Source organism: Mycobacterium sp. G7A2, assembly GCF_041902445.1.
Lineage (GTDB): Bacteria > Actinomycetota > Actinomycetes > Mycobacteriales > Mycobacteriaceae > Mycobacterium.
The window spans coordinates 3884735-3909137 of the sequence record NZ_CP169251.1; the positions used below are offsets into that span (position 1 = coordinate 3884735).

The 24403-nt window shown below is 67.2% G+C and carries 20 protein-coding genes; 4 read left to right on the forward strand and 16 right to left on the reverse strand.

Annotated elements, in window-relative coordinates; all coding sequences use genetic code 11:
• The first annotated feature begins 2 nt into the window (after window positions 1-2).
• The 3 genes from ACEWX3_RS18500 to ACEWX3_RS18510 all read left to right on the forward strand — a co-directional run bounded on the left by ACEWX3_RS18500 (window position 3) and on the right by ACEWX3_RS18510 (window position 5468).
• Entirely contained in the window at window positions 3-548 is a 546-nt protein-coding gene (locus ACEWX3_RS18500; protein ID WP_207067528.1) for a TetR/AcrR family transcriptional regulator, read from the forward strand.
• Window positions 549-613: 65 nt separating this feature from the next.
• Complete coding sequence (locus ACEWX3_RS18505; protein WP_374157280.1) at window positions 614-2098, forward strand: aldehyde dehydrogenase family protein; 1485 nt, start codon at window positions 614-616, stop codon at window positions 2096-2098.
• A 175-nt stretch (window positions 2099-2273) separates the two neighbouring features.
• Complete coding sequence (locus ACEWX3_RS18510) at window positions 2274-5468, forward strand: hypothetical protein (protein ID WP_374157281.1); 3195 nt, start codon at window positions 2274-2276, stop codon at window positions 5466-5468.
• Window positions 5469-5507: 39 nt separating this feature from the next.
• Here ACEWX3_RS18510 and rlmN read toward each other — a convergent pair whose 3' ends face one another.
• From rlmN to rpsB, 13 genes are all read right to left on the reverse strand, one after another.
• Window positions 5508-6602: a 23S rRNA (adenine(2503)-C(2))-methyltransferase RlmN gene (rlmN, locus tag ACEWX3_RS18515; protein WP_221360772.1), complete on the reverse strand. Its 1095-nt coding sequence runs from the start codon at window positions 6600-6602 to the stop codon at window positions 5508-5510.
• Window positions 6603-6654: 52 nt separating this feature from the next.
• Entirely contained in the window at window positions 6655-7533 is an 879-nt protein-coding gene (locus ACEWX3_RS18520; protein ID WP_374157282.1) for a phosphatidate cytidylyltransferase, read from the reverse strand.
• 2 nt (window positions 7534-7535) lie between these two features.
• The gene (gene frr, locus ACEWX3_RS18525; protein WP_163674123.1) at window positions 7536-8093 is read right to left on the reverse strand and encodes a ribosome recycling factor; all 558 of its coding nucleotides are present in this window, start codon (window positions 8091-8093) and stop codon (window positions 7536-7538) included.
• 76 nt (window positions 8094-8169) lie between these two features.
• Window positions 8170-8925: a UMP kinase gene (gene pyrH / locus ACEWX3_RS18530; RefSeq protein WP_221360774.1), complete on the reverse strand. Its 756-nt coding sequence runs from the start codon at window positions 8923-8925 to the stop codon at window positions 8170-8172.
• 234 nt (window positions 8926-9159) lie between these two features.
• Window positions 9160-11175 (reverse strand): primary-amine oxidase, encoded by a 2016-nt coding sequence (locus ACEWX3_RS18535; RefSeq protein WP_374157283.1) that lies wholly within the window; start codon window positions 11173-11175, stop codon window positions 9160-9162.
• Window positions 11172-12713 carry an APC family permease gene (locus tag ACEWX3_RS18540; RefSeq protein WP_207067522.1) on the reverse strand — a complete coding sequence of 514 codons (1542 nt, stop codon included), beginning with the start codon at window positions 12711-12713 and terminating at the stop codon, window positions 11172-11174. Before ACEWX3_RS18540 ends, ACEWX3_RS18535 begins: the two co-directional genes overlap by 4 nt.
• A 24-nt stretch (window positions 12714-12737) precedes the next feature.
• Complete coding sequence (locus ACEWX3_RS18545) at window positions 12738-13466, reverse strand: ABC transporter ATP-binding protein (protein WP_374157284.1); 729 nt, start codon at window positions 13464-13466, stop codon at window positions 12738-12740.
• Window positions 13467-13469: 3 nt separating this feature from the next.
• A complete protein-coding gene (locus ACEWX3_RS18550; protein ID WP_374157285.1) occupies window positions 13470-14033 on the reverse strand; it encodes an ABC transporter permease in 564 nt (187 codons plus the stop codon).
• Entirely contained in the window at window positions 14033-15208 is a 1176-nt protein-coding gene (locus tag ACEWX3_RS18555) for an ABC transporter permease (protein ID WP_374157286.1), read from the reverse strand. The genes ACEWX3_RS18550 and ACEWX3_RS18555 overlap by 1 nt, the downstream gene beginning before the upstream one ends.
• Before the next feature lie 129 nt (window positions 15209-15337).
• The gene (locus ACEWX3_RS18560) at window positions 15338-16744 is read right to left on the reverse strand and encodes an amidase (protein WP_374157287.1); all 1407 of its coding nucleotides are present in this window, start codon (window positions 16742-16744) and stop codon (window positions 15338-15340) included.
• A 36-nt stretch (window positions 16745-16780) separates the two neighbouring features.
• Window positions 16781-18178, reverse strand: coding sequence for a sugar transferase (locus ACEWX3_RS18565; RefSeq protein WP_374157288.1), 1398 nt, complete (start codon window positions 18176-18178; stop codon window positions 16781-16783).
• 492 nt (window positions 18179-18670) lie between these two features.
• The gene (tsf, locus tag ACEWX3_RS18570) at window positions 18671-19486 is read right to left on the reverse strand and encodes a translation elongation factor Ts (protein WP_207067516.1); all 816 of its coding nucleotides are present in this window, start codon (window positions 19484-19486) and stop codon (window positions 18671-18673) included.
• A 27-nt stretch (window positions 19487-19513) separates the two neighbouring features.
• Entirely contained in the window at window positions 19514-20341 is an 828-nt protein-coding gene (gene rpsB, locus ACEWX3_RS18575; protein ID WP_207067515.1) for a 30S ribosomal protein S2, read from the reverse strand.
• Window positions 20342-20636: 295 nt separating this feature from the next.
• Between rpsB and ACEWX3_RS18580 the strand changes: the two genes are divergently transcribed.
• Window positions 20637-21125, forward strand: a complete 489-nt coding sequence (locus tag ACEWX3_RS18580) for a M23 family metallopeptidase (protein WP_207067514.1) — start codon at window positions 20637-20639, stop codon at window positions 21123-21125.
• 7 nt (window positions 21126-21132) lie between these two features.
• On the opposite strand, the gene ACEWX3_RS18585 is transcribed toward ACEWX3_RS18580, so the two are convergent.
• From ACEWX3_RS18585 to ACEWX3_RS18595, 3 genes are all read right to left on the reverse strand, one after another.
• Window positions 21133-22215: a beta-mannosidase gene (locus tag ACEWX3_RS18585; protein ID WP_374157289.1), complete on the reverse strand. Its 1083-nt coding sequence runs from the start codon at window positions 22213-22215 to the stop codon at window positions 21133-21135.
• Window positions 22216-22286: 71 nt separating this feature from the next.
• Window positions 22287-23225 carry a tyrosine recombinase XerC gene (locus ACEWX3_RS18590; protein ID WP_374157290.1) on the reverse strand — a complete coding sequence of 313 codons (939 nt, stop codon included), beginning with the start codon at window positions 23223-23225 and terminating at the stop codon, window positions 22287-22289.
• Window positions 23222-24382: a lactate 2-monooxygenase gene (locus ACEWX3_RS18595; RefSeq protein WP_207067511.1), complete on the reverse strand. Its 1161-nt coding sequence runs from the start codon at window positions 24380-24382 to the stop codon at window positions 23222-23224. Before ACEWX3_RS18595 ends, ACEWX3_RS18590 begins: the two co-directional genes overlap by 4 nt.
• Window positions 24383-24403: the final 21 nt, after the last annotated feature.

Here is a 24403-nt window from a genome sequence, read left to right on the forward strand (position 1 = left end):
ACGTGAACCACCCAGCATCCGAACGCCCCGAGCTCGCCGAGGACACCTCGACGAGAAACCGCATCCTGGCCGCGACCGCCGAAGTGCTGGGCCGCCAGGGCCAGACCAAACTCAGCCTGTCCGAGGTCGCCCTGCAGGCCGGGGTGTCGCGCCCCACGCTCTACCGGTGGTTCGCCGACAAAGCGGCCTTGCTCGAGGCGTTCGGTATCTACGAGCGGGAAATGTTCGAAACGGGCATCGCCAAGGCCACCGCGGGGCTGCGGGGCAACGAGCGCGTCGATGCCGCGATGCAGTTCATCGTCGCCTACCAGCGCTCCTACTCCGGCGTTCGGGTCGTCGACATCGAGCCCGAGGTCGTGATCGCCCGGCTGGGACACATCATCCCGGACATGCGTGCCCAGCTGGAGAAACTGCTTCCGGGCCCCAACGGCGCCGTCAAGGCGGCCACAGCCATCCGCGTGGCGGTGTCGCACTACATCGTGCGCAGCGACGATGACGACCAGTTCCTGGCGCAGTTGCGGCACGCGGTGGGCATCAAGACCGGCTGACCACGCGCCCGCCCGATCGTCACGAACGCGTGACACTCGAGCGATTTCTTGTAAAGCTAGCTGTCATGACGACAGCTGAGACCGAGACCGGTGTGCTGGCCGGCGAACAGCGCATGCTCATCGACGGTGAACTGCAATTGACCTCCGGCGGAGCCACTTTCGATGTCCTCCATCCGGCCAGTGAGCAGGTCGCCGGGCAGGCCAGCGACGGCACCATCGAGGACATGGCACGCGCGATCGGCGCGGCCCGACGCGCGTTCGACACCACCGACTGGTCGCGTGACCTGGACTTTCGCTACCACTGCCTGACGCAGCTGGCGCAGGCACTGGAACGCAACAAAGAGCGGCTGCGCCGCATCCTGATCACCGAGGTCGGCTGCCCGGTCGCGGTCACCGGCAGCCAGATCGAGAGCCCGATCGCCGAAGTCACCCACTGGGCCGAGCACGGCAAGAACTTCGACTATCTCATCGACAACGGCGTCCACGACACCCCGCTCGGACCGGCCCGGCGCAAGATCCACTACGAACCCGTCGGAGTGGTCGGTGCGATCACCCCGTGGAACGTGCCGCTCTACCTCAACATCGCCGAGACCGTGCCCGCGCTGATGGCCGGCAACACCGTGGTCCTCAAACCCGCCCAGCTGACCCCGTGGTCGGGCAGCGAATACGGGCGCATCGTCGCCGACGAGACCGACATCCCCGCCGGAGTGTTCAACGTCGTCACCTCCAACGCCAACGACGTCGGCGCGGCGCTGTCGGCCGACCCGCGCGTGGACATGATCACCTTCACCGGCTCGACCGCCACCGGGCGCGCGATCCTGGCAGCCGGGGCTGCGACGGTGAAGAAGACGCTGCTCGAACTCGGCGGCAAGAGCGCCCACATCGTGCTCGACGACGCCGACTTCAACGCCGCGCTGCCGATGGCGGCGATGATGGCGTGCGTCATGTCAGGCCAGAGCTGCATCCTGCCCAGCCGAATCCTGCTGCCGCGCAGCCGCTACGACGAAGGCATCGAGATCCTCAAGACCACGATGGAGAACTTCCCGGTCGGCGACCCGTGGACGCCGGGCACCATGCAAGGCCCCCAGATCAGCGAAACCCAGCGCCAGAAAGTGCTCGGGCTGATCCGCAGCGGCCTCGACGCCGGTGCGCGCCTGATCACCGGCGGCGGCATCCCGCCCGACCTGCCCGTGGGCTACTACACCCAGCCCACCCTGCTCGCCGATGTCGACCCCGACTCCCAGATCGCCCAGGAAGAGATCTTCGGCCCGGTACTCACCGTCACCGGTTATGACACCGACGACGACGCCGTGGCGATCGCCAACAACACCATCTACGGGCTGTCCGGCGAGGTCAGCAGCGCCAACGTCGACCGCGCATTCGCGATCGCGTGCCGCATGCGCACCGGCAACGTCACCATCAACGGCAAGAGCCACTTCGGCATCGGCAGCCCGTTCGGCGGCACCAAACAAAGCGGGCTGGGCTACCGCAACGGCGACGAAGGCTACAAGGAATACCTCGAAACCAAGACCATCGGCATGCCCGAGTGAAGAACGTGGTCGGCCAGCGTCCACGCGTCAGGTGATCAGCTGAGCCCCGAGTCAGCGCTCTGCTTTCGCACCGCTACTCACGACGTCACGAAACCCAAACTCCAGATGAACGTCAATATTTGCTCAGGTTACCGCAAGGCGTCGGCCTGAGGACGGCGAAGTCGCACCATCACCAATGGGCGCCACCTCACCGCAGGCCGACTTTGGTGTCGTCTTAAATCACTGCCGCACAAGGGAGAAAGAGGCACCATCGCACTGTCGCGCGGATTGGTGCCCGACTATCGCCCGACGGCGTGCTGTGGTAGAAAAAGCTGCCCCAGCGGCGTCACACAGCTTTGCTGATGTGCCTCACGAGGAGAGGTCCCCGATGTCGGCTCGAAGCCAGAAGCGCACTGCGGCCAAGAAGGGGGCACGGTCCCGCATCGCCCCGTACACCTGGCTGGGCGCAGGTGCGATCACATTGGGGATGAGCGCGGCGCTGGTGGCCGGAGCCGGCGCCGCTCACGCCGAGGACGGCGCCGGTTCGCGGTCGACGTCCGACTCGAGCTCGAAGGACACGTCGACGAGCAGGCAGGGCGACGCGTCGGGCGGCGGCGATACCGACCGTTCGATCTCACCGACCGACGACGACACGTCATCCCAATCGGAGAGAGACCCGGCTCCACAGCACGGCAACGAGTCGGCGTCGGATCCGGACAACGAGGACAACGAGGACAACGAGGACAACGAGGACAACGAGGACAACGAGGACAACGAGGACAACGAGGACAACGATACGGACTCAGAGAGTGCGGATGAGGCGGCCACACCGCGTGACACCAACCCCGCCAACGCTTCCGCCGATCACTCCGAAGGTGAAGAGAACGTCGCTGATTCGCCGCATCGCAGCGGCAACGAGCAAGCCACCGACGAGAGCGCCGCCGGCCCCGTACAGAGCCGTGACGCCCCGCCTCCTACGAATTCCGACGGTGCGGACGACACACCAGACCCTTCACCGAGCACCGCGCGGGGCACACTCCGGGACAGCGAGACCCTGGCTGCGGCGGCGACGCCCGCGGTCGCGGCGGGCATGTCGGCGCAAGGGATTTCGCCGACCGTGCCGGGCAACGAAATGACCACTGCACCTGCGCAGATCAGCACACCGGTCTCCGTCACCGGCGCCCCCCTGCCAGTTACGTCGGCGAACCAGCGGGTCGATCGCTTCGCGCTGGCCGTCAGCACCCTTCTGAAACCCATCGGGACCCTTCTGACCGAGCTCGGCGGCCTCATCCTCGGGACCCGCGCCGACCCCGTCCCCCCTGGCGCGTGCCGGGACGATGTCTGCAACCCGACCGGTGAGATCTATCTCCCCTGGGTCCGCAACGAAGTCACCGTGCTCAACCTGACCGGCAGGGCAGTGACGCTGTCCGACCTCGACACCAAGCTTCCGCTGACCTATGGCCCACAGCAAGGGTTCGTCCTCGACCACGCCCGCCAGGTCGAGCTGGCGTTTTATCAGGGCAACAGCTACCACGACGACGACTGGACCTACGCGGGCACGATGACGTGGTCGGACGGTGCCACGACCGTCAGCGTCGACGTCGAGGCGGGCGGCGCTGTCGCGACGACGACGAACGGCTTCATCCAGACCGTCATCTTCGAGACCCCGGAATCCATCACTGGTCCCTCGCTCATCTCATTGCGCGAAACGTTGGTGCTCCTGCCGGAGGCCGGCACAGTGGTCACCATCGACAGCACCGACCCTGTCGGCCAAGCACTCGTCGCCGCGGCGCTGTGCAAGGTGTCAGGCACCTGCACTCAGGACGTCGTCGACGAGCAGGTGCGGCTCAGCGCACCCAAGCAGGTCGGCAACAGCCTGTTCAACGACGGAACGGTGATCTCCACCAACAGGTACAAGGTCGTCCACGAGGTCACCAAGACCAGCGGTGTCGAGGAGAACCTCAAGATCGTCGCCGGCACCTCATTGAACTTCTCGCTCGGCCCGTTGGATTTCCAGACGGAAATCGGCGCGTTGGTGCAACAGAAGTACGGCCACAGCTGGAGTGACGGCTTCACCACCGAATCCCAGGTGGACCTGGATGTGCCGCCGGGAAGCTACGGACAGATCTACGTGCAGTACCCGGAGTACCACGACTATGTCGACATGACGCTGACCAATTCGGGTGTCACGATCACGATTCCCGACGTCGAGTACGTCAGTCTGGCCCCGTCGGGCGTCGTCGACGAGAACGGAAACCCGGTCGCGGTCACCTACACCACCGTGGACTGGGAGATCGGGACGGGTCCGCACCCGTATCCCGACTCGAATTCGACACCGACGCCTCCGGAGACGGCCGGAGCGGGCTTTGTGACAACGCCCGACATCGCGGCGCCCCTCCCGGCGCCCGCTGCCACACCGAGGTCGCTGTTCGGCATCATCGGAGGCTACGTTCGGGATCAGCTGCAGGCCTTCCGAGTTCTGCCGAATATCGTCTTCGCCGGCCGAGCCATCAGCTCCCAGACGATCCAGATCATCAACCTCTCGCCGTACGCGCAGACACTGAGCAGCATCACGGGCGAATACGAACAGGACGACTCCCCGACCAGGGGCTTCGTTCTGCAACCCTTCGAGCGGATCGACATCGAGGTCGACTACAACGTCTTCGTCGACCAAGAAGCGTACGTGACGTGGACGAACTCGACGGGAATCGACATCAAGGCGGAGCTCAAGGTCTTCAACGGAGGCAGCGCACCTCTGGTCACCTGCCAGACCGCGGGATGCATCGGTGACGACGCAGACCGGGACACCGGGATCATGTACCTGATCTACCCGTACTCGACGCCCGGGCGGATGGACGTCACCAACAACCCGAATCTTGCGTCCGCGGCGGTCGACGTGGCGTGCACTCCGGCGTACGGCGATGCGATGCCCGGCGGATGCGGGGTCAACGTCACCGGCGACACGTACTACAACGCGCCGACATCCGGACCCGTTCAGCAGCAAGTCAATCGGGGCTCGCAGACGAACTCGTACTACTACACCATCACCACCACCAAGACGGAATCGGCGAGCTGGGCAGCCGGCGGGGGAATCAAGCTCAAGGAGAAGGCGGGCGTGTTCGTCGGACTGCAGCTCGAGATCGAGGCCTCCGTGCTGTACAACAGTTCGGTCCAGGTCAAAGACTCGGAATCGAGCACGGTCGTGCAGAATCTGCTTCCCGACTACGGTGGCGCCATCTACGTCGGCGATCCCTACCTACGCACCTACGGCGACTACGTGGTGAATCTGCCCAACCTGACGATGATCGTCACCGGCCAGTGGATCGAAGCGGCATCCGGCCTCGCGGCACAGGGGCCGGTGGCCACCGTGGTGGACTATCCGTTGAGCTGACGCGTCCATCACGACGCCGGAACGCCTGACGGTGCGACGCTAGCCCTGAGCGGCGAGCTGCCCGCACGCGGCCGCGATCTCGCGACCGCGGGTGTCGCGCACGGTGCATGACACCCCCCGCTCGCGGACCCGCCGGACGAATTCGCGTTCGACGGGTTTGGGACTGGCGTCCCATTCGCTGCCCGGGGTGGGGTTGAGCGGGATCAGATTGACGTGAGCGAGCGCCCCCAGCGCGCCGTGCAGACGCTTGCCCAGCAGGTCGGCCCGCCACGGCTGGTCGTTGACGTCGCGGATCAACGCGTACTCGATGGACACCCGGCGACCTGTGACGTCGGCGTAGTAGCGCGCGGCGTCGAGAACCTCGCTGACCTTCCACCGGTTGTTGACCGGCACCAACGTGTCGCGGAGTTCGTCGTCAGGCGCATGCAGCGACAACGCCAGCGTGACGTTGAGCCGCTCATCGGCGAGCTTGCGGATCGCCGGTGCCAGCCCGACCGTGGACACCGTCACCGACCGCGCGGAGATCCCGAAACCGCCGGGCGGCGCCGCGATGATGCGCCGCACCGCGGCCAGCACCCGGCTGTAGTTGGCCAGCGGCTCCCCCATGCCCATGAACACGATGTTCGACAGGCGCGCGTCGCGGTGGCGCAGCTCGGCGCCGGCGGCGCGGACCTGCTCGAGGATCTCGGCCGTCGACAGATTGCGCTTGAGTCCACCCTGCCCGGTCGCGCAGAACGGACAGGCCATTCCGCAGCCCGCCTGCGACGAGATACACACCGTGTTGCGGTCCGGGTATCGCATCAGCACCGACTCGAACGTCGTGGCGTCGACGGCGCGCCACAGAACCTTGCGGGTCTCCCCAGCGTCGCATTCGATCTCCCGCAGTGGCTCGAGCAGCGGCGGGAACAGTGCCGCGCCCAGCTGGTCGCGAACTCCGGCAGGCAGATCCGTCATCTCTGCGGGATCGGCGATGAGCCGGTTGAAGTACTGGTTGGCCAGCTGTTTTCCACGAAACGCCGGCAGACCCAGGTCGGCGACCGCCGCGGCCCGGGCATCGTCGTCGAGGTCGGCGAAGTGCCGCGGCGGCATCGCGCGGCGGGGAGCGTCGAAGACGAGCGGCAGGGATTTCGACATGACGTGGTCCAGTATCGCACTCCCGCGGTGGCGGGCGGTCCGCTGCGCCGGGTCAGGCCAGCAGGGTCAGCACGGCCCAGCCGGCGACGGCCGAGGGCAGCATCGCATCGATGCGGTCCATGAGCCCGCCGTGGCCCGGCAGCAGCGTCCCCATGTCCTTGATCCCCAGGTCACGCTTGACCTGCGACTCGACCAGATCGCCGAGAACTCCGGTGATCACCAGCATCAATCCGAGCGGAACACCGACCCAGGCGGGCTTGTCGAGCAGGAACGTGACGGTCACCACCGCAGCGCCGATACCGAACAGCAGCGAGCCGCCCAACCCCTCCCACGACTTCTTCGGGCTGATCGCCGGGACCATCAGATGTCGGCCGAACAGCACCCCGGCGACGTAGCCACCGATGTCGGCGAACACCACGGTGACGATGACGGTGAAGACCCGGACCCCGCCGTCGTCGGCGAAGATCAACAGCGCCGAGAACGCGGCGAACATCGGCACCCACGTGGCGAGCAGCACCGCGGCAGCGATGTCACGGAGATAGTTGACCGGCGGTTGGCCGAGCCCCTGGCCCAGCAGGCGCCACACCATGCACACGATCACGGTGCCGCCGTAGGCGCCCAGGAGCCCCGCCGCGCCGTACGGCCAGGTCAACCAGATCATCGCCTGACCGCCGACCAGCAGAGGCACGACCGGAAGCGCGTACCCGTGTTCGCGCATCCGCCGGATGACCTCATGGGTCGCGATGGCGATGGCCACGGCCACCAGGGCCAGCCACCAGATCGGCGCGAACAGCAGGATGCCGATCGCCATCGCCCCCAGCACGACGCCGACGGCGATCGCCGCGGGCAGGTCGCGCCCAGCGCGCGACTTCTTCGTCTGCTGCTCGTTCTTCGGCTGCTCTGCCACTGGAGTCGATTGCTGATCGGTCACTCTCAGACCTCCAGCAACTCGCCTTCTTTGTGCTTGACCAGGTCGTCGATCTGGGCGGTGTACTGGTGGGTGGTCTTGTCCAGATCCTTCTCGGCCCGGGTGACCTCGTCCTCGCCGGCGTCACCGTCCTTCTTGATCCGCGCCAGTTCCTCCATCGCCTTCCGCCGGATGTTGCGGATCGAGACCTTGGCGTCCTCGCCCTTGGCTTTGGCCTGCTTGACCAGGTCGCGGCGACGCTCCTCGGTCAACTGCGGAATCGCCACTCTGATCACGTTGCCGTCATTGCTCGGGTTGACGCCCAGGTCGGAATTGCGGATCGAATCCTCGATATTGCGCAGCTGGCCGGCCTCGTAGGGCTTGATGACGACCAGCCGGGCCTCGGGAACGTTGATACTCGAGAGCTGCGTGATCGGGGTGGGTGAGCCGTAGTAGTCCACCGTGATGCGGTTGAACATCGCCGGGTTGGCGCGGCCGGTGCGGATCGACGCCAGGTCGTCCCGTGCCACCGACACGGCCTTCTCCATCTTCTCCTCGGCGTCGAAGAGTGTTTCGTCGATCACTGTGCTCGTCTCCCGTCGCTGTCACTCACCTGGGCGCCCTCGCCCTCCTCTGTCGCTCACCGCGCCGCCACGCCTGTCAAGTGGTGACCAGTGTCCCGATCTTCTCACCTGCGACGGCACGGGCGATATTGCCATCGGTGAGCAGGTTGAACACCAGGATCGGCATACCGTTGTCCATACACAAGCTGAATGCCGTGGCGTCGGCGACCTTGAGGCCGCGGTCGATGACCTCGCGGTGACTGACGGCGGTGAGCAACTCGGCGTCGGGATGCACCTTCGGATCGGCGGTGAACACTCCGTCGACCGCCTTGGCCATCAGGACCACGTCGGCACCGATCTCCAAGGCCCGCTGGGCCGCGGTGGTGTCGGTGGAGAAGTACGGCAGCCCCATCCCGGCCCCGAAGATGACCACCCGGCCTTTCTCGAGATGCCGTTGCGCGCGCAGCGGGATGTACGGTTCGGCGACCTGCCCCATGGTGATGGCGGTCTGCACCCGGGTCTGGATGCCTTCCTTCTCGAGGAAATCCTGCAGCGCAAGGCTGTTCATGACGGTGCCGAGCATGCCCATGTAATCCGAGCGGGTCCGTTCCATGCCGCGTTGCTGCAGCTGCGCGCCGCGGAAGAAGTTCCCGCCGCCGATGACCACCGCGACCTGGACACCGCTTCGGACGACCTCGGCGATCTGACGAGCAACCTGGGCGACGACGTCGGGGTCGAGGCCGACTTCGCCGCCGCCGAACATCTCACCGCCCAGCTTGAGCAGCACGCGACGGTAGGCGGGTCGGATCAGCGCCGACGCACCGGCTCCGTTGAGGCTGGTGGGATCCGCCATCGGACTCCTTTGCGGTTCTCGCGTGCGATCACCGCCCCCTTTTCAGTGCCGCGGACGGCTACCCACATCCTGCCTCATCCCCGCCGAGAATCCGCGGTCGGGTCTGCGCGGCACGCCGCGGTCGGGTCTGCGCGGCACGCCGCGGTCAAGTCTGCGCGGCACGCCGCGGTCAAGTCTGCGCGGCACGCCGCGGTCAAGTCTGCGCGGCACGCCGCGGTCGGGTCTGCGCGGCGGTCAGGACTCCCGGGCCCGCTCGGCCACCGGCAAGCCGCCCGCGTTCATGTGGCACGCCTTGGGTGGCGACGGCGGCAGGTCCAATGCCGGATTGCCGTCGAAGAAGCCGACCGGCTTGAGGTGGAAGCCGGTGTAGGCGCACGGCATCACCGGCCAGTCCTCCGGCCGCACCACGTGGTGGGCGCCGACGGTGTACCACAGCACCACGTCGGTGTCCTCCAGCGCGGAGTCGTCGGCGATGTACTGCGGCAACCCCTGGGCCTCGCCGCTCTGGTACATGTAGTCCCCCGCAGGGAATCGCTCGCTCTGGTCGTACTTGGTGACCCAGAGATTGTGCTGCACGAAACGGGCGCGGTCGTAGATGAAAGAGCCCTCCTGCACCATCACCGGCACCACCTCCCGGGGCAACAGCTTGTACCCGACGGGTTGGCCGAGCTCGTTGCGCTTCGCCGGGTTGACCACCTTCCAGTACCGGCCGGTCTGCCAGTTCCAGTCCCGCGCGCCCTGCGCTTCGGAGGCCACCAGCGTGTCCTGGGTGATCCACGCGTTGCGGTGCGGATTGAGAGCCGGATCGGGTTCGGGAATCGAGTCCACTTCGTAGACGCTGTTGCCCGGGCCGTCGACGCTCATGTCGAGGCGGAAGTTGAAGAAGTGCTGATGGTTGGGTCCGTAGATGTTGGGCGCGACCATCTTTCCCCATCGCGGAGTTTCACCGTCGGGCACCGCGCCGGTGGTCAGCACACCGGACAGCTTGACTTCGACCTCGACCGACGCGTCGTTGTAGAAGTACCAGAAGAAGCCGTACTCGTAGTTGCCCACAGTGCAGATCATCGAGATGACCAGGCGGCGCGACCGACGTACCTCGACCTCCTCGGTCCGGAAGTCGGTGTGCTTCCACGAGATTCCGTAGTCCTCTTCGTGCATGCAGATCGCGTTCGGGATCGTGACCGCGTTGCCCGCGGAGTCGTTGACCGTACCGTCGAAGTAGTGGATCTCGCCGAGGCAGTCGCATCCGAGGGTCAGCGGGTTGGCTGAGAATCCCATCCCGACCTCGCCCATGTCGAAGACGTTCTTGTTCCAGTGCGTCGGTGAGGTGTCCCCGTAGGGCACCACCATCTCGGCCAGCGACGCCCGATACATGATGGGTCGCGTCTGGCCGCGGTCGGTGTAGGTGACCTCGTGGAGCGTGATGCCCTCGCGCGGATTGAAACCCAGCCGCATGGACCACTTCTGCCACTGCACCTGCCACCCGTTGACCGTGAAGCTGGGGCCCTCCGGCTGGGTGATCTCGATCGGCTTGACGTCGTCGCGGAAGGCGGTGAACGCCGGCCGGTTGTTGGGGTCGAACATGAACTGCTCGGTGTAGTTGCCCGCGGTAGGCGGCAACGGCACCACCCCGTGGTCCTCGATGTCGATGACCTTCATGGCGTCCAGATCGAACGTCACGATCAAGCCCTCGACCGGCCGGGCGTAGCCGTGCTCGGACGGCGCAGCCCGCATGAAGGTCAGCGGCCGGCAGATCAGCGCAGAGTTGTCGTAGTGGTCCTGGGCGCCGTAGTAACCCGCCGGCCAGGGATCGATCATCGCGAGGTCGAAGTCGGTGACCCCCCGTTTGCGCATCGCCTCCTGCCAGCGCGGATCGGCCCGCACCTTCTCCTCGACACCGGTCATGTGCTCGACAAGATAAGACGGGAACCGGCCGGGGACAGGGGTCCACGAGTCGACGACACGGGCGGCGAGGTCGACGGTTGCCTCGTAGACCATCTTCGCCGCTGAGTCGTACATCGTCAGAAACGCCCGTCGGGGAATGTCGGCCATTCCCTCGAACGTCAGCGCGGCGTTCTTCTCCGGCTCTGCGAGCTGGATCATGACGAACCGCAACGTCTCGGTGGCGTACTCACTGGCCGCGACGATCGCGGCGGCCGACTCGATCTCCGCCCCGTTCAGCGGGTCCAGGGGGTAGCCGGTGTGGCCGGCGGCCGCGTCGGAGCGCAGTGCGGTGCTGTCCATCGTCATCGAGCGGAATCCTTTGCATCATCGGTACCGAGGTCGAACACCGCGAGGTGAGCCAGGGCGTCCTCCTGGGAGGTCTTGTGCGCAGAGCGCCGGCCGAAGATGTAGACGATGAGGCCGAGCGCGAACATGCCGAGGCTGATCAGACCGACCCACGTCATCCAGGTGCTCGAGGGGACGTCGATCCAGGGCGTCACGAACGAGTAGTAGATGCCGCCGATGGTGCCCAGCGTCCCGACCACCACGGCGGTCCAGACGCCGGCCATTCCGCCCGGAATCCGCCAGAACTGCTCGTTGGCATAGCGATCCGCGTACTTTCTGCGGGCGATGATCACCGGGAACAGGAAGAAGAAGCCCGAGATCAACCACACCGTGGACAACCCGCCCTGCAGGTAGACCGTCACGTTGGCCATGCTGCTCTGCGAGTACAGTCCGACCAGGATCAGTGAGGAGATCACACCCTGGATCAGGATGGCGGACACCGGATTCCGGGTGCGCGGGTTGAGGTGGGTGAAGATCCGCGGCAGATGGCGTTCCAGACCGGAGACGAAGATCAGCCGCGAGTAGGCCACCTGATAGGTCATCAACGCGACGATCACGATGAACGCCAGCACGACCGCGCAGATTTCCATCAGGCCCGGGAACCCCGCGACGTCGAGCATGCCGATGATGCCGGTGACCGGATCGATCTCACCGACGGGCAGCGCCATGATGGTGCCCAGTGTGGTCAACAGGTAGATCGCGACCAGGGCGGCGGACCCCCAGAGAATCATCTTCGGTCCGCTCTTCCGTACCGACAGGAACTCCGCGCCCATGTTGTACGGGGTTTCCACGCCCAGCAGATAGAGCAGCACCGTGCCGTAGAGGAAGCCCGCCACGGCGAAATTCGGGATGGTCGCCTCAGCCCAGCTGAACGGCGTAGCCGAACCGTTGTTCACCGCGAAGAGCAGGCCGGCGATGAAGATCGTCAGGGTCAACGCACCGTAGACGACAAAGACCACGTTCATGATCTTCTGGCTCGCCGACAGCTTGGCCAGCGCCAGACCGATCACCGTCCACAGGATCACCAGCTGCAGGATGATGCTCGTCGTCAGCCCGAGTTCGGTGTGAAAAGCCAACAGCAGCAATTGCAGCACGATCGCGGGCGACGAAGCGGCGTTGAGGATCACCGGTACCCACGACAGATATCCGCCGATGAAACCCCACGTCTCCCCCATGGTCCGGGTGGCCCAGATGTACACACCACCTTGGCCCGGCCACAGGTTGCCGAGTTCGACCACCGCCATGCCCGCCGGAACCAGGAATGTCAGGATGCCCAGCACCCACATCGGGATTGCCGTCCAGCCACCGCCGGCCAGCACCGACGAGCCGGTGATCCAGCAGATGATGAAGACGTAGGCCGCCGTGAGCCCGAACGTGGTCATCACCTTCGGCAGGATCTGTTCGGGGACGAGCTCGGTGGTCATCAGTTTGTCACGCTCGGCGGAGCCGCCAGTGGGACTCGAGCCCGCAGGCGGTGAAGCGCTCAGTTCTTGTGTCATCGGTTCGCCTTCCAACAGAGTGGATCAGTTGACGATCTGTCCGTCTTTCATCCGGACGACACGGCTCGCTTCGTCGGCCACCGTGGGGTCGTGGGTGCTCGCGACCACGGTGACGCCCATGGTCGAGCACAGGTCGCGCAGCATGCGCACCACCGTTTCCCCCGTGCGGTGGTCGAGGTTGGCTGTCGGTTCGTCGGCCAGCACCAAGGTGGGGTTGCTGATCAGCGAGCGCGCGATCGCGGTGCGCTGCTGTTCGCCGCCCGACATCTTGGTGGGCTGGTGGTTGATCCGGTGTCCGAGCCCTACGAGTTCTAGCAACTCGATCGCTCGCTGCCGCAATGCTTGACGGTCGAAGGGTTCGAACATCAGCGGCAGTTCGACGTTCTCCACCGCCGAGAGGAACGGGATCAGGTTGTAGCTCTGGAAGATGAACCCGATGGTGTCGTGGCGGAGCGCGGCGTACTGGCTCTCGGTGAGCGTGGCGGTGTCCTTGCCGGCGATCATGACGCTGCCCTTGGTCGGCCGGTCGAGGCCCCCGATGATGTTGAGCAGGGTGGACTTTCCGCTGCCGCTGGGACCCATCAGGCAGACGAACTCTCCGGGCATGACAGTCAGTTCGGCGGCCATGAGCGCCTTGACCACCTCGTCGCCGAGCTTGTGCAGCTTCCAGACGTCGGCGATCTCGATGACCGGCGTCTGCCCTCGAGCCGGGACCTCGGCAGTGGTGTCGGATGATTCGTCGAGCGTGGTCACAGGTCAGCCTCCTGCCAGCGAACGGATGGGTGGGCGCGAGGCGGCCTTCCACGTCGGGACGGCGCTGGTGCCCAGCGCAGCCACGACGCTGACCGCCAGCGCGATCGCGGTACCGACCGCCAGGCCGCCGTAGGACACGCCGGTCGCCACGACGCCGGCAACGCCGAGCCCCACGCCGGTCAGAACCGCAAGGATCGCGCCGGCGAAGGCACCGACAGCGGCGGCGATCACCGGTTCGACGAGCAGCGCAGCCACCACCGGAGCCCGCGGTACGCCGTTGGCAGCCAGGACGCCGAGTTCCCGGGTCCGGTGGGCGACCGTCCGGGTGGTCGCAACGGCCACCTCGGCGACACCGACGAGCAACACGGTCACCGCGATCAATACCACGGCACGCCCGATCTCGTCGGCATGCCCCAACGCCGCTGACTGGTGGCGAATTCCGTCGGCCATCCCGAACACGATCACGACCAGGAACGCGCCGGTCGCGGTGGTCACCGCCGGCAGCATCATCTCCCTGGCCCGCCGCTGAGCGGACAACCAGCCGTAGGACAGGCCTTTGCGAATCACTAGCGGTCCCCCAACAGTGCGACGGGCCGGTGCTGCAGCAGACGATGTACCGGCACCAACGCTCCGACGATCGCCATCGCGGGCAGGAACATGGCGGTCAACGCCGCTCCCTGCAGCCACGCCGTCACCGTGGCGATGCCGGGGATGACCAGCGCGACAGCGATACCCGCCACGATCACGCCGACGACATACGACGTCAGGAACACGATCGCCGATTCGACGAGGAAGAAGTAGAGCACTTCGTCGGCCAATCCGATGCTGGACATGATGCCGAACTCCCGCTTGCGCTCGGTGACCGCCGCCAGGAACGACGAGACCGCGATCACGAACCCCAGTACCAGTCCGATCATGGAGATCAACCCGAGGGTGGATCCGGTGACCTTGCCGGAGAACAGTGCCGAGAACTTCTGCTCGAAGGTCAAGGGCCCCGACCCACCCACGGTGTCGTAGATCATGCCGGCGCCTGCGGGATCGGGTCGCACGGCCGGATCCGCGTTGTAGGGCAGGCCCACCGCAGCGCCGAACGTCGCGGCGAGGTCGCGTCGGTTCTCCTGGCCCGGCGGAGCGGACACCACCCACCATCCGTTGTCTCCCACCAGTGAGCGGGCCAGCGCGGTCGACACCGTCAGCGAGTGCCCGTCCCCGGCCACCACGACGCGCAACGGCTGCGTGCCCACGGTGACGTCGTCACCCCGCCCGACCCCCAGCCGTTCAGCCAGGTCGGATCCCAGAATTGCTTCGCCACCGGCGATCCCGTCCCTGCCCTGAACAGCCACCGGCTCTCCGTCGACCTCGACGACGCCCGACAGCGTGCGGGTGGCCGACCAGCCTGCCGGCACCGTGAGCGCGGGGGCGGGGCCGGCGGCGATCAGGGCCTGCGCCTGCGGGTCGAAGTGTGTGCCGGCGGCCGGAACCACCCACAGCTGACCTCCGCCGAGTACATCGGTGATCGATTCGGCACCGGTGATCGCGAAGCCTGCCGAGATCGTCCGCACGACCGTCACACAGGCGATCGCGAGCGCGATGCCCACCACTGACAGCACGAAGCGCTCCGGCCGGCGCCGAATGTTGGCCAGAGCGAACCGAACCAGGCAGACGAACGTGTTCTGCGAGCCGGTGGGGATCTGCGGCGATCGTGTGTGCGGGGCCGTGTTTGCGACCGGACTGGTCTCCACAAGAAGCGATGGTGAGACGGCAACGTTTCACCGACGGCCGTGCGACGTGTCGAGGGGGTTAACAGGACCGCGGTCCCGTTAACGCGATGTATCAGGGCAGCAACGAATTTCGTCGACCGCTCGCGGACCTCAGGTCCAGAGCGCCGGCCACGGCTGCGCTTGTTCGAGCTCGAAGGCCAATTCAAGCAGGCGCGCATCTTCGCCATGCGCGGCAGAGAACATCATGCCGACGGGCAGACCCGACGCGGATTCCGCAACTGGCAGCGAGATGGCCGGTTCACCCGTCGCGTTCTGCAGCGGGGTGAAGGCGACCCAGTCGATGAGTCTGTCGATGATCTGCTGGAAGTCCGCCGTTGGATCGAGATGACCGATGCGGGGCGTGACATCGGCCAAGGTCGGTGTCAGGACGATGTCGTAGCTTGCTGTGAGACGTGACGTGACACGTCGGATGCGGGCGAGGCGGGCAAGCGCCGCAGGTAGCCGATGCAACCGCCGCGCCGCGTGGCGTTCGAGGCCCAGTGTCAGATTGTCCAGTTGACTGCGCTGGAAACTCTGCCCGAAGGTCCGGCGGCCGCCACGCACCAACGCGAACGCGAGGAACGACCAATACAGCAGGAAGTCATCCATGAACCGCTCGGGTAACGGATTCTCGATGGTCGTCACGTGATGGCCGAGTCGCTCGAGCACAGCGGCGGTCTTGTGGGTCAGTTCGGTGACCTCGGGGCTGGCTTCGCGGGCAATGGAGCGCGTGCACACCGCAATTCGCAGGCGGTCGGCGCTCGGCCCGGTCACGTCGCCGATGGCAGGAAGTTTGGGGTTGCGCTGGACGCGTTCCATCTCTCGGTAGAAGGCCGCGGTGTCGCGCACGCTGCGGGTCACCACACCGTTGTGCACGATGTGCAACGGCATCTGACGCATGTTGGCGTCCAGCGGCAGCCGGCCGCGGGTCGGCTTCAGCCCGACCAGCCCGTTGCAGGCAGCGGGGATCCTGATCGATCCGCCGCCGTCGTTGGCGTGGGCGATGGGCACCACCCCGGCCGCGACGAAGGCCGCAGAGCCCGACGACGATGCACCAGCGGTGTGCTCGGTGTGCCAGGGGTTACGCACCGGGCCCAGCCGCGGATGCTCGGCCGAGGCGCTGAAACCGAACTCCGAGAGCAGCGTCTTGCCCAGTGGAACCAGACCGGTCGCCAGGTACGCGCGCGCGAAATCACCGTCCTCCGAAGCGATTCGCGGCTCCCACGCATCGGTTCCCTCCATCGTCGGCATCCCCGCGACCGCGACGTTGTCCTTGATGAAGGTCGGTACCCCGTCGAAGAAGCCGCCGTATGGGTGCGACAGCCGGGTACGGGCCCGGGCCCGGTCATAGGCCTCGTACGCCAGTCCGTTCAGCGCCGGGTTCACCGCTTCGGTGCGCGCGACGGCGGCCTCGATCACCTCGGTCGACGACACCGCGCCGGTGCGCAGCGCCTCCACCAACCCGACGGCGTCGAGCTCACCCAGGGCGTCGTCGGCAACAGCGCTGATGCGATCCATGGCTCGACGGTACCAAAGCGTACCGGCCGGTCGGGGTCACTCGGCGCGACGCAGTACCGCGACGACGGTCATCGCGAGAATCTTCCAGTCGAGCCACAGCGACCAGTTCTCGATGTAGAAGTTATCCCACTCGGCGCGATCGGCGATCGACGTCTGCCCACGCAGGCCGTGCACCTGCGCCCAGCCGGTGATCCCGGCCTTCACCCGGTGCCGTTCGCCGTACCGGGCGATCTGGACGTTGAACAGGTCGACGTATTCGGGCCGCTCGGGTCGCGGGCCCACCAGGCTCATCTCGCCTCGCACGACATTCACCAACTGCGGCAGCTCGTCGAGTGAGGTGGCCCGCAGAATCTTGCCGATCGGCGTGCGGCGGTCCTCGCCCTCCACGCCTCCCGGCGCCGATGCACCGTCGCGTGTGAACACCGCATCGGAGTCGCGGGGCGGACGCATCGACCGGAACTTCAGGCAGCCGAAGACCCGGCCGTCGCGGCCGACCCTGGGCTGACCGAAGAAAATCGGCCCCGGCGAGCTCAGGCGAACCAACAGCATCAACAGCAGGAACACCGGTGAGATCACCAGCAGCCCAGCGGCGGCGAAGATCCGATCGGAGACATGTTTGGCGACGAACTGCCACCCGCGGGGGTCGGTGTGCGGCACCGCGATCAGTGGCAGTCCGCCCACGTGGTCGATGCGTGCCCGCACGCCGATGGTGTCGAAGATCCGAGGGACCACCCACACGGCCAGACCATGGCGGTGCGCGACCCTGACCGCGTCGCTCATCACCTCGTCACGGGTCCGCGAGAACGCGACCATCATGCACTGCGCCTCGGTCCGCGTGATGATGTCGTCGAGGTCGGCCAACGTGCCGAGGTAAGGGATACACGCAGGTTCGTTGCGCTGTGCGCCCATCATCGGCACGTCGTCGTCGACCAGCCCGATGGGTACCAACCCGTACTCCGGGTTGGCGTTGATCCGCTCGACCACCTTCGCCGCGATCCGGCCGTTGCCGACGATCAACATCGGCGCTTTGAGGGCCTCGCGGCGGAATCCTCGGCGCCGAGCCACGATCCACAGCAACCGGCCTGCGGGCACGAACACGGCCGCGCACATCCAGACCCGCGCCACAGCGCTGCCGACGCTGCCGAGTGAACCCTCCACACCCGACCTGAACACCAGTCCACTGAGCATCAGCATCGCGGCCAGTGCGGCGATCGCTTCGAGCATGGGCAGCTCGTCGAGGAAACTGCGTTTCAAGGAACGGCGGTACAGCGAGCCCATCGCCGACAGCGCCACGACGGTGGGCGCGAAGAAGCACACCATCCACGCCGGGGGCAGCTCGTAGCCCATGTGGTTGGCCCACGTCATGCCGACCGCGACGGCCGCGGACGCCGACGTCAGGTCGACCAGTGCGCCGACGATCGGCTCCCACCTCATGCGGCGGCGCGTGCCGGAAGGAGCGGGCACTGCAGGGACCGCCACACGGCGAGCGCGTGCCATCGGCACGGTAGGCCGGTCCAGCAGGCCCGTCACGTGCGCCACGACGGCCGCTGCGCCCCATTCACGTGAAAAGGGTAACCCGCGTTTGCGGAGGAAGCAGACGTTTGCGCCCTGAACAGCCAAATGTCGATCGACAATAATGAAAGCTGGTTTGCCAGATGTAGGATAGCGGATACGTGGCAAATCCTCGCCGCATCCGCCGCTCGGCCGCGCACCGGGCATCGGACCTCGCTGTCGCCGTGCGAGAACGATTTGCCGCCCGATGTCAGTACAGATGGCAAAGCGCAGGAGCCCAGGCCCGGGATCTCCAGGTTGCCGCAAACAAGAACGCGGCCCCGGAACCGAAGTCCCGGGGCCGCGTGTCTGAGCTATCAGGCGGCGCCCGTCATCGGGTGTGAGCCCGATGGGCCGGACGCCTCGGCGAGCGCGTCAGGCCTGACCGACCTCGAAGCGCACGAACCGCGTCACGGTCACGCCGGCCTCGTCGAGCAGCGCCTTGACGGTCTTCTTGTTGTCGGATACCGACGGCTGGTCGAGCAGCACGACGTCCTTGTAGAAGCCGTTCACCCGGCCTTCGACGATCTTCGGCAGCGCCTGCTCCGGCTTGCCTTCGTTGCGGGCCGTCTCCTCGGCGATGCGGCGCTCGTTGGCGACGATGTCTTCCGGCACGTCCTCACGGGTGAGGTAGCGGGCCTTCAGCGCCGCGATCTGCAGAGCGACGGCATGCGCCGCCTCCTTGTCCGAGCCCTGGTACTCCACGAGCACACCCACGGCCGGCGGCAGATCGGCAGCCCGCTTGTGCAGGTACGTCTCGACCGTGCCGTCGAAATAGGCCACGCGACGCAGTTCGAGCTTCTCGCCGATCTTCGCCGACAGGTCGGCGATGGTCTGCTCGACGGTGGTGTCCCCCACTTTGGCCGCCTTGAGCGCGTCCAGGTCGGTGGCCTTGGCCGCGGCGGCGGCCGCGACGATCTGGTCGGCGACCCCCTGGAACTCCGCGTTCTTGGCGACGAAGTCGGTCTCCGAGTTCAGCTCGATCAGGGCGCCGTCCTTGGCCGCCACCAGACCTTCGGCAGTGGCGCGCTCAGCGCGCTTGCCGACATCCTTGGCGCCCTTGATGCGCAGGAGTTCGACGGCCTTGTCGAAGTCGCCGTCGGCCTCGACGAGCGCGTTCTTCGAGTCCATCATTCCGGCACCGGTCAGCTCCCGGAGGCGCTTGACGTCGGCAGCGGTGTAGTTAGCCATTTCAGCCTTTCGTCGACGAGGTTCGAATTAAGAGGTGGTCGGGGCCCCGTCCGCCGCGGTCTCGGGGGCAGACGTGGTCGCGCCCGCGAGCAGCTCCTGCTCCCACTCGGCCAGCGGTTCGGCGGCCGCCCCATCCTGACCGGCTTCGGCCTTGTCGGCGCCACCGCCGGCCCGAGCCTGCAGACCCTCGGCCACCGCGGAGGCCACCACCTTGGTCAGCAGCGCGGCCGACCGGATGGCGTCGTCGTTGCCCGGGATCGGGTAGTCGACGAGGTCCGGGTCGCAGTTGGTGTCGAGGATCGCGATGATCGGGATGTTGAGCTTGCGCGCTTCCGCGACCGCGAGGTGCTCTTTGTTGGTGTCGACGACCCAGATCGCCGACGGGACCTTCTGCATGTCCCGGATACCGCCGAGGCTGCGCTCGAGCTTGTTCTTCTCGCGGGTCAGCATCAGGATTTCCTTCTTGGTGCGACCCTCGAAGCCACCGGTCTGCTCCATCGCCTCGAGCTCCTTGAGCCGCTGCAGCCGCTTGTGCACGGTGGAGAAGTTGGTGAGCATGCCGCCGAGCCAGCGCTGGTTGACGTACGGCATGCCGACGCGGGTGGCTTCTTCGGCGATGGACTCCTGGGCCTGCTTCTTGGTGCCGACGAACATGATCGACCCGCCGTGCGCGACCGTCTCCTTGACGAACTCGTAGGCCTTGTCGATGTAGGTCAGCGTCTGCTGCAGGTCGATGATGTAGATGCCGTTGCGGTCGGTGAAGATGAACCGCTTCATCTTGGGATTCCAGCGACGGGTCTGGTGCCCGAAGTGGGTGCCGCTGTCGAGCAGCTGCTTCATGGTTACAACAGCCATGGTTGTGCTTTACCTTCAGTTGTCGGTTGTCGTCCGGCATCGGGGTGAGCCGGACCCTGGCGACTGCTTCGATGCCGGACCCGACCTGGGGACGGGACCGCCCGGCATGCGAGGTAACGGACCAGTGGGGCCGTGTCGCAGACGCGCGAAGTCAGCTCGCAGATGCGAGCTGCGGTTAGCAGTTTACACCGTGTAACAGGGTGCTTTGACCACCGCTGAACAGGGCCTGCAGGTTGTCCACAGGCCGGGCCGTGGGGCCTGGCGCCGGCGACGGTGAACGCGCTGAACTGCTCGGATGCGACTGATCGCCGTGTTCGTCGCCCTGACGGCGCTGGGTGTGGCCCCCGCGTGGGGTGACGGCGGGCGGCTCGGGTGGCCGCTACGGCCCCGGCCGGCCGTGGTGCGCGCGTTCGACGCGCCGGCGCCGAACTGGCAGCCGGGGCATCGCGGTGTGGATCTGGCGGCACAGGCGGGTCAGCCGGTCTACGCCGCTGCCGCGGGCACGGTCGTGTTCGCCGGGTACCTGGCGGGGCGGCCGTTGATATCGATTGCCCACCCCGGCGGGCTGCGCACCACCTACGAGCCGGTCCGACCGGCGGTGCGGCGCGGGCAGGCCGTCGACGCCGCCACGACGATCGGCGCGGTCGTCGCCGGCCACGTGGGCTGCGCCACACAAGCCTGTCTGCACTGGGGCGCGATGTGGGGTCCGGCGGCGCGGGCCGACTATGTCGATCCGCTCGGCCTGGTCGCCGAGACCCCGATCCGGCTCAAGCCGGTTCGATGAGACCGCCTCACCGCCCGACGAGTGTCATCAGCGGACCCTCGGGCCCGATGTCGTAGGTGCACTGGTCGGCGCGCGGATCAGGGACGAATGCCCAGAACAGCACACCGGCGGCGCCGGCAGCGCGCAGTTGCGCAACGGATCGCGAGACCAGCTCCCGGCGTTCGGTGGCCGGCAGGCAGGTTCCGGCATGCACCCCGAGTTCGGCGATGACGAGCGGCTTGTCCAACGCGCGGGCCTGCGCGAGCCGGCGGCCGAGCCCGCTGACCGGGTCGCCGGGCAGTTCACGGCCGACTTCGTAATCGTGGTACTCCAAGACGTCGACGCCAGGTGAGGCGCCGACATAGGCGTAGTCGTCGCCCGCCGATCCACACTGGCCGCCGCCTGCTCTGCCCTCCCAGATCAGCGCGTCCGGATCCAGCGCACGGATGCGTTCGCCGACTTCGTCGACGAAGGCGCGCACCACGGCTGCCGCATCCGCGGGACAGACCCTGGCCTGCCAGTCGCACCCCTGCGCCGCACAGATCGACGGCTCCGGTTCCCCCACCGGAGTCCAGGCCGCCGCCGCAGCCGAGTCCCGCCAACGCCGGACCGCCGTGTCGACCCAGGCGCCGTACGACATCGGCTCGCCCGGCAGCACCCGCGTGCGCCACTGACCCGCGAACCAGCCGTGCCCCTTGAATTCGCCTCCCTCACAGGAACCTTCGCTGTTGGCCAGGACGGCGTTGAGCAGTTGCCCGTGCCGCTCGGCGGCGTCGAAGACCGCGTCGAGCGGACCGAAGTCGAGTTCGCCGGTGTCCTCGTCGACCGCCATGCTGGAGTAGGCGTTGAACCGGGTCAGGGTGTTGGGCGGCAGCCGGGCGAAGTAGTCGTCGAGATCCACCTGCGCCCCGCACCCCGTGTTGACCCGCCAATCGGTGCCCAGCTGGTAGGCGTTGAGGCCGACCGGCCACCACGGCTCGTCGTCGAGAGTCAGCGACGTCGAGGCCGTCCCTGTCGAAGGACGGCGCTGCTCCCCCTCCGGCGGTGTGCCGTTGGCGCACGACGTGACGAGCAAGAGGGCGACGAGGACGCCGGTGGCGAACGCGGCCACCCGTCGCCGAGGGTGCGCACCCGGTCGCGCCGAGCACCTGGCGGCTACCGGGTATGCGCTCTCGCCGAGGGTCACGCGCGTGGGTGGGCCTGGTCGTGGACGGCCCGCAAACGGGCGACGGTGACATGGGTGTAGAGCTGCGTCGTGGCCAGAGTGGAGTGGCCCAGCAGCTCTTGAACGACGCGCAGGTCGGCGCCGCCCTCCAGCAGGTGCGTCGCGGCGCTGTGCCGCAATCCGTGCGGCCCGATGTCGGGCGCGCCGGGTACGGCAGACATCGTCTGATGCACCACGGTGCGCGCCTGCCTCGGGTCCAGTCGCCGGCCGCGGGCCCCGAGCAGCAGTGCCGGACCCGACTCGGCGGTGGCCAGGGCCGGTCGCCCGGTGGTCAGCCACGCCGACAACGCGTCGTGCGCCGGCTGCCCATAGGGCACGGTCCGCTGCTTGTTGCCCTTGCCGAGCACCCGCAGCACGCGCCGGGAGCGGTCGACGTCGTCGATGTCCAGGCCGCACAGTTCACTGACCCGGATGCCGGTGGCGTAGAGCATCTCGACGATCAGGCGGTCCCGCAGCGCCAGCGGATCACCCTGCTGGGCACCGGATTCCGCGGCGTTCATGGCGTCGGTCGCCTGGTCGGCGCGTAACACCGACGGCAGCGTGCGGCCCGCTTTGGGCACCTGCAGCCGGGTCGCGGGGTCGTCTGTCAGCAGACCCCGGCGTTGTGCCCACGCGGTGAACGTCTTGACCGCCGAGGTGCGGCGGGCCAGCGTCGCGCGGGCGGTCCCGGATGCCGCCTGGGCGGCGAGCCAGGACCGCAGCACCGGCAGGCTGAGCTCGTCGAGCCCGGCACCGGGTTTACGGTCGGCGAGAAACGCGAACAGGGAGCGCAGGTCACCGAGGTAGGCGCGCCGGGTGTGCTCGGAGCGCCCCCGCTGCAGGGCGAGGTACTCGTCGAACTGCTCGAGAACGTCCTGCACTCCCCTACGGTGGCAGACCGCGCGGGTCGCGGTCATGTGACGCGCCGCAGCACGTCGGGGGTCAAGTCGGCCAGTGTCGGGTAGCCGTCGACGGCCATCGTCAGGTCGGCCTCGGCCAGCAGCGAGCGCAGGACGTGCACGAGTCCGTCCTCGCCCCCGATCGCCAACCCGTAGGTATAGGGACGACCGACACCCACCGCGGTGGCGCCGAGGGCGAGTGCTTTGACGATGTCGGTGCCGCTGCGAATACCCGAGTCGAACAGCACGGGCATCCCGTCGGCGGCCTCGACCACGCCGGGCAGGCAGTCGAGCGCGGGCAGCCCCCCGTTGGCCTGCCGACCGCCGTGGGTGGAGCAGTAGATGCCGTCGACGCCGCCGTCGCGGGCACGCCGGACGTCGTCGGGGTGGCAGAGCCCTTTGAGGATCAGCGGCAGATCGGTCAGCGACCGCAGCCAGGGCAGATCGTCCCACGTCAGAGGATTGCCGAAGAGCTGCACCCACTGCAGGACAGCGGCCTGCATGTTTTCTTCGGGCGGCTGGGCGAGCGAGGCGCGGAACACCGGGTCGCTGAGGTAGTTCGCCAGGCACCGTCCGCGCAGCTGCGGGAAGTTCGACATCGTCAGGTCGCGGGGACGCCAACCGGGGATCCAGGTGTCGAGGGTGACGATGATGGCTTTGTACCCGGCGGCTTCCGCGCGCGAGACGAGGCTGGCGGCCAGTTCGCGGTCGGTCGGCGTGTAGAGCTGGAAAAAGCCTGGCGTGTCACCGAATTCGGCGGCGACGTCCTCGAGTGGATCCTCGGTGAGGGTGGAGACGGCCATCGGGATGCCGGTCCTGGCGGCGGCCCGGGCGGCGACCAGATCGCCGTGACCGTTCTGCGCGCACAACCCGATGACGCCGACGGGCGCCATGAACAACGGTGAGGGCAGCGTCATGCCGAACAGTTCGACGCTCAGGTCTCGCTCGGTGGCGCCGACCAGCATGCGCGGCATCAGCCCCCACCGGTCGAATGCGGTTCGGTTGGCGCGCTGGGTGTTCTCGTCGCCGGCGCCGCCCGCCACGTAGGACCAGATGGACGGGGGCATGGCGACCTCGGCCTTGGCTTCCCAGCCCGCGTAGTCCATCGGAAGCGTCGGCAGTATCCCGGACAGGCCCTGCAGGTAGATTTCGAGCTGGTAGTTACCGAATGTCATGGGCCCAGCGTGCCATCGGCT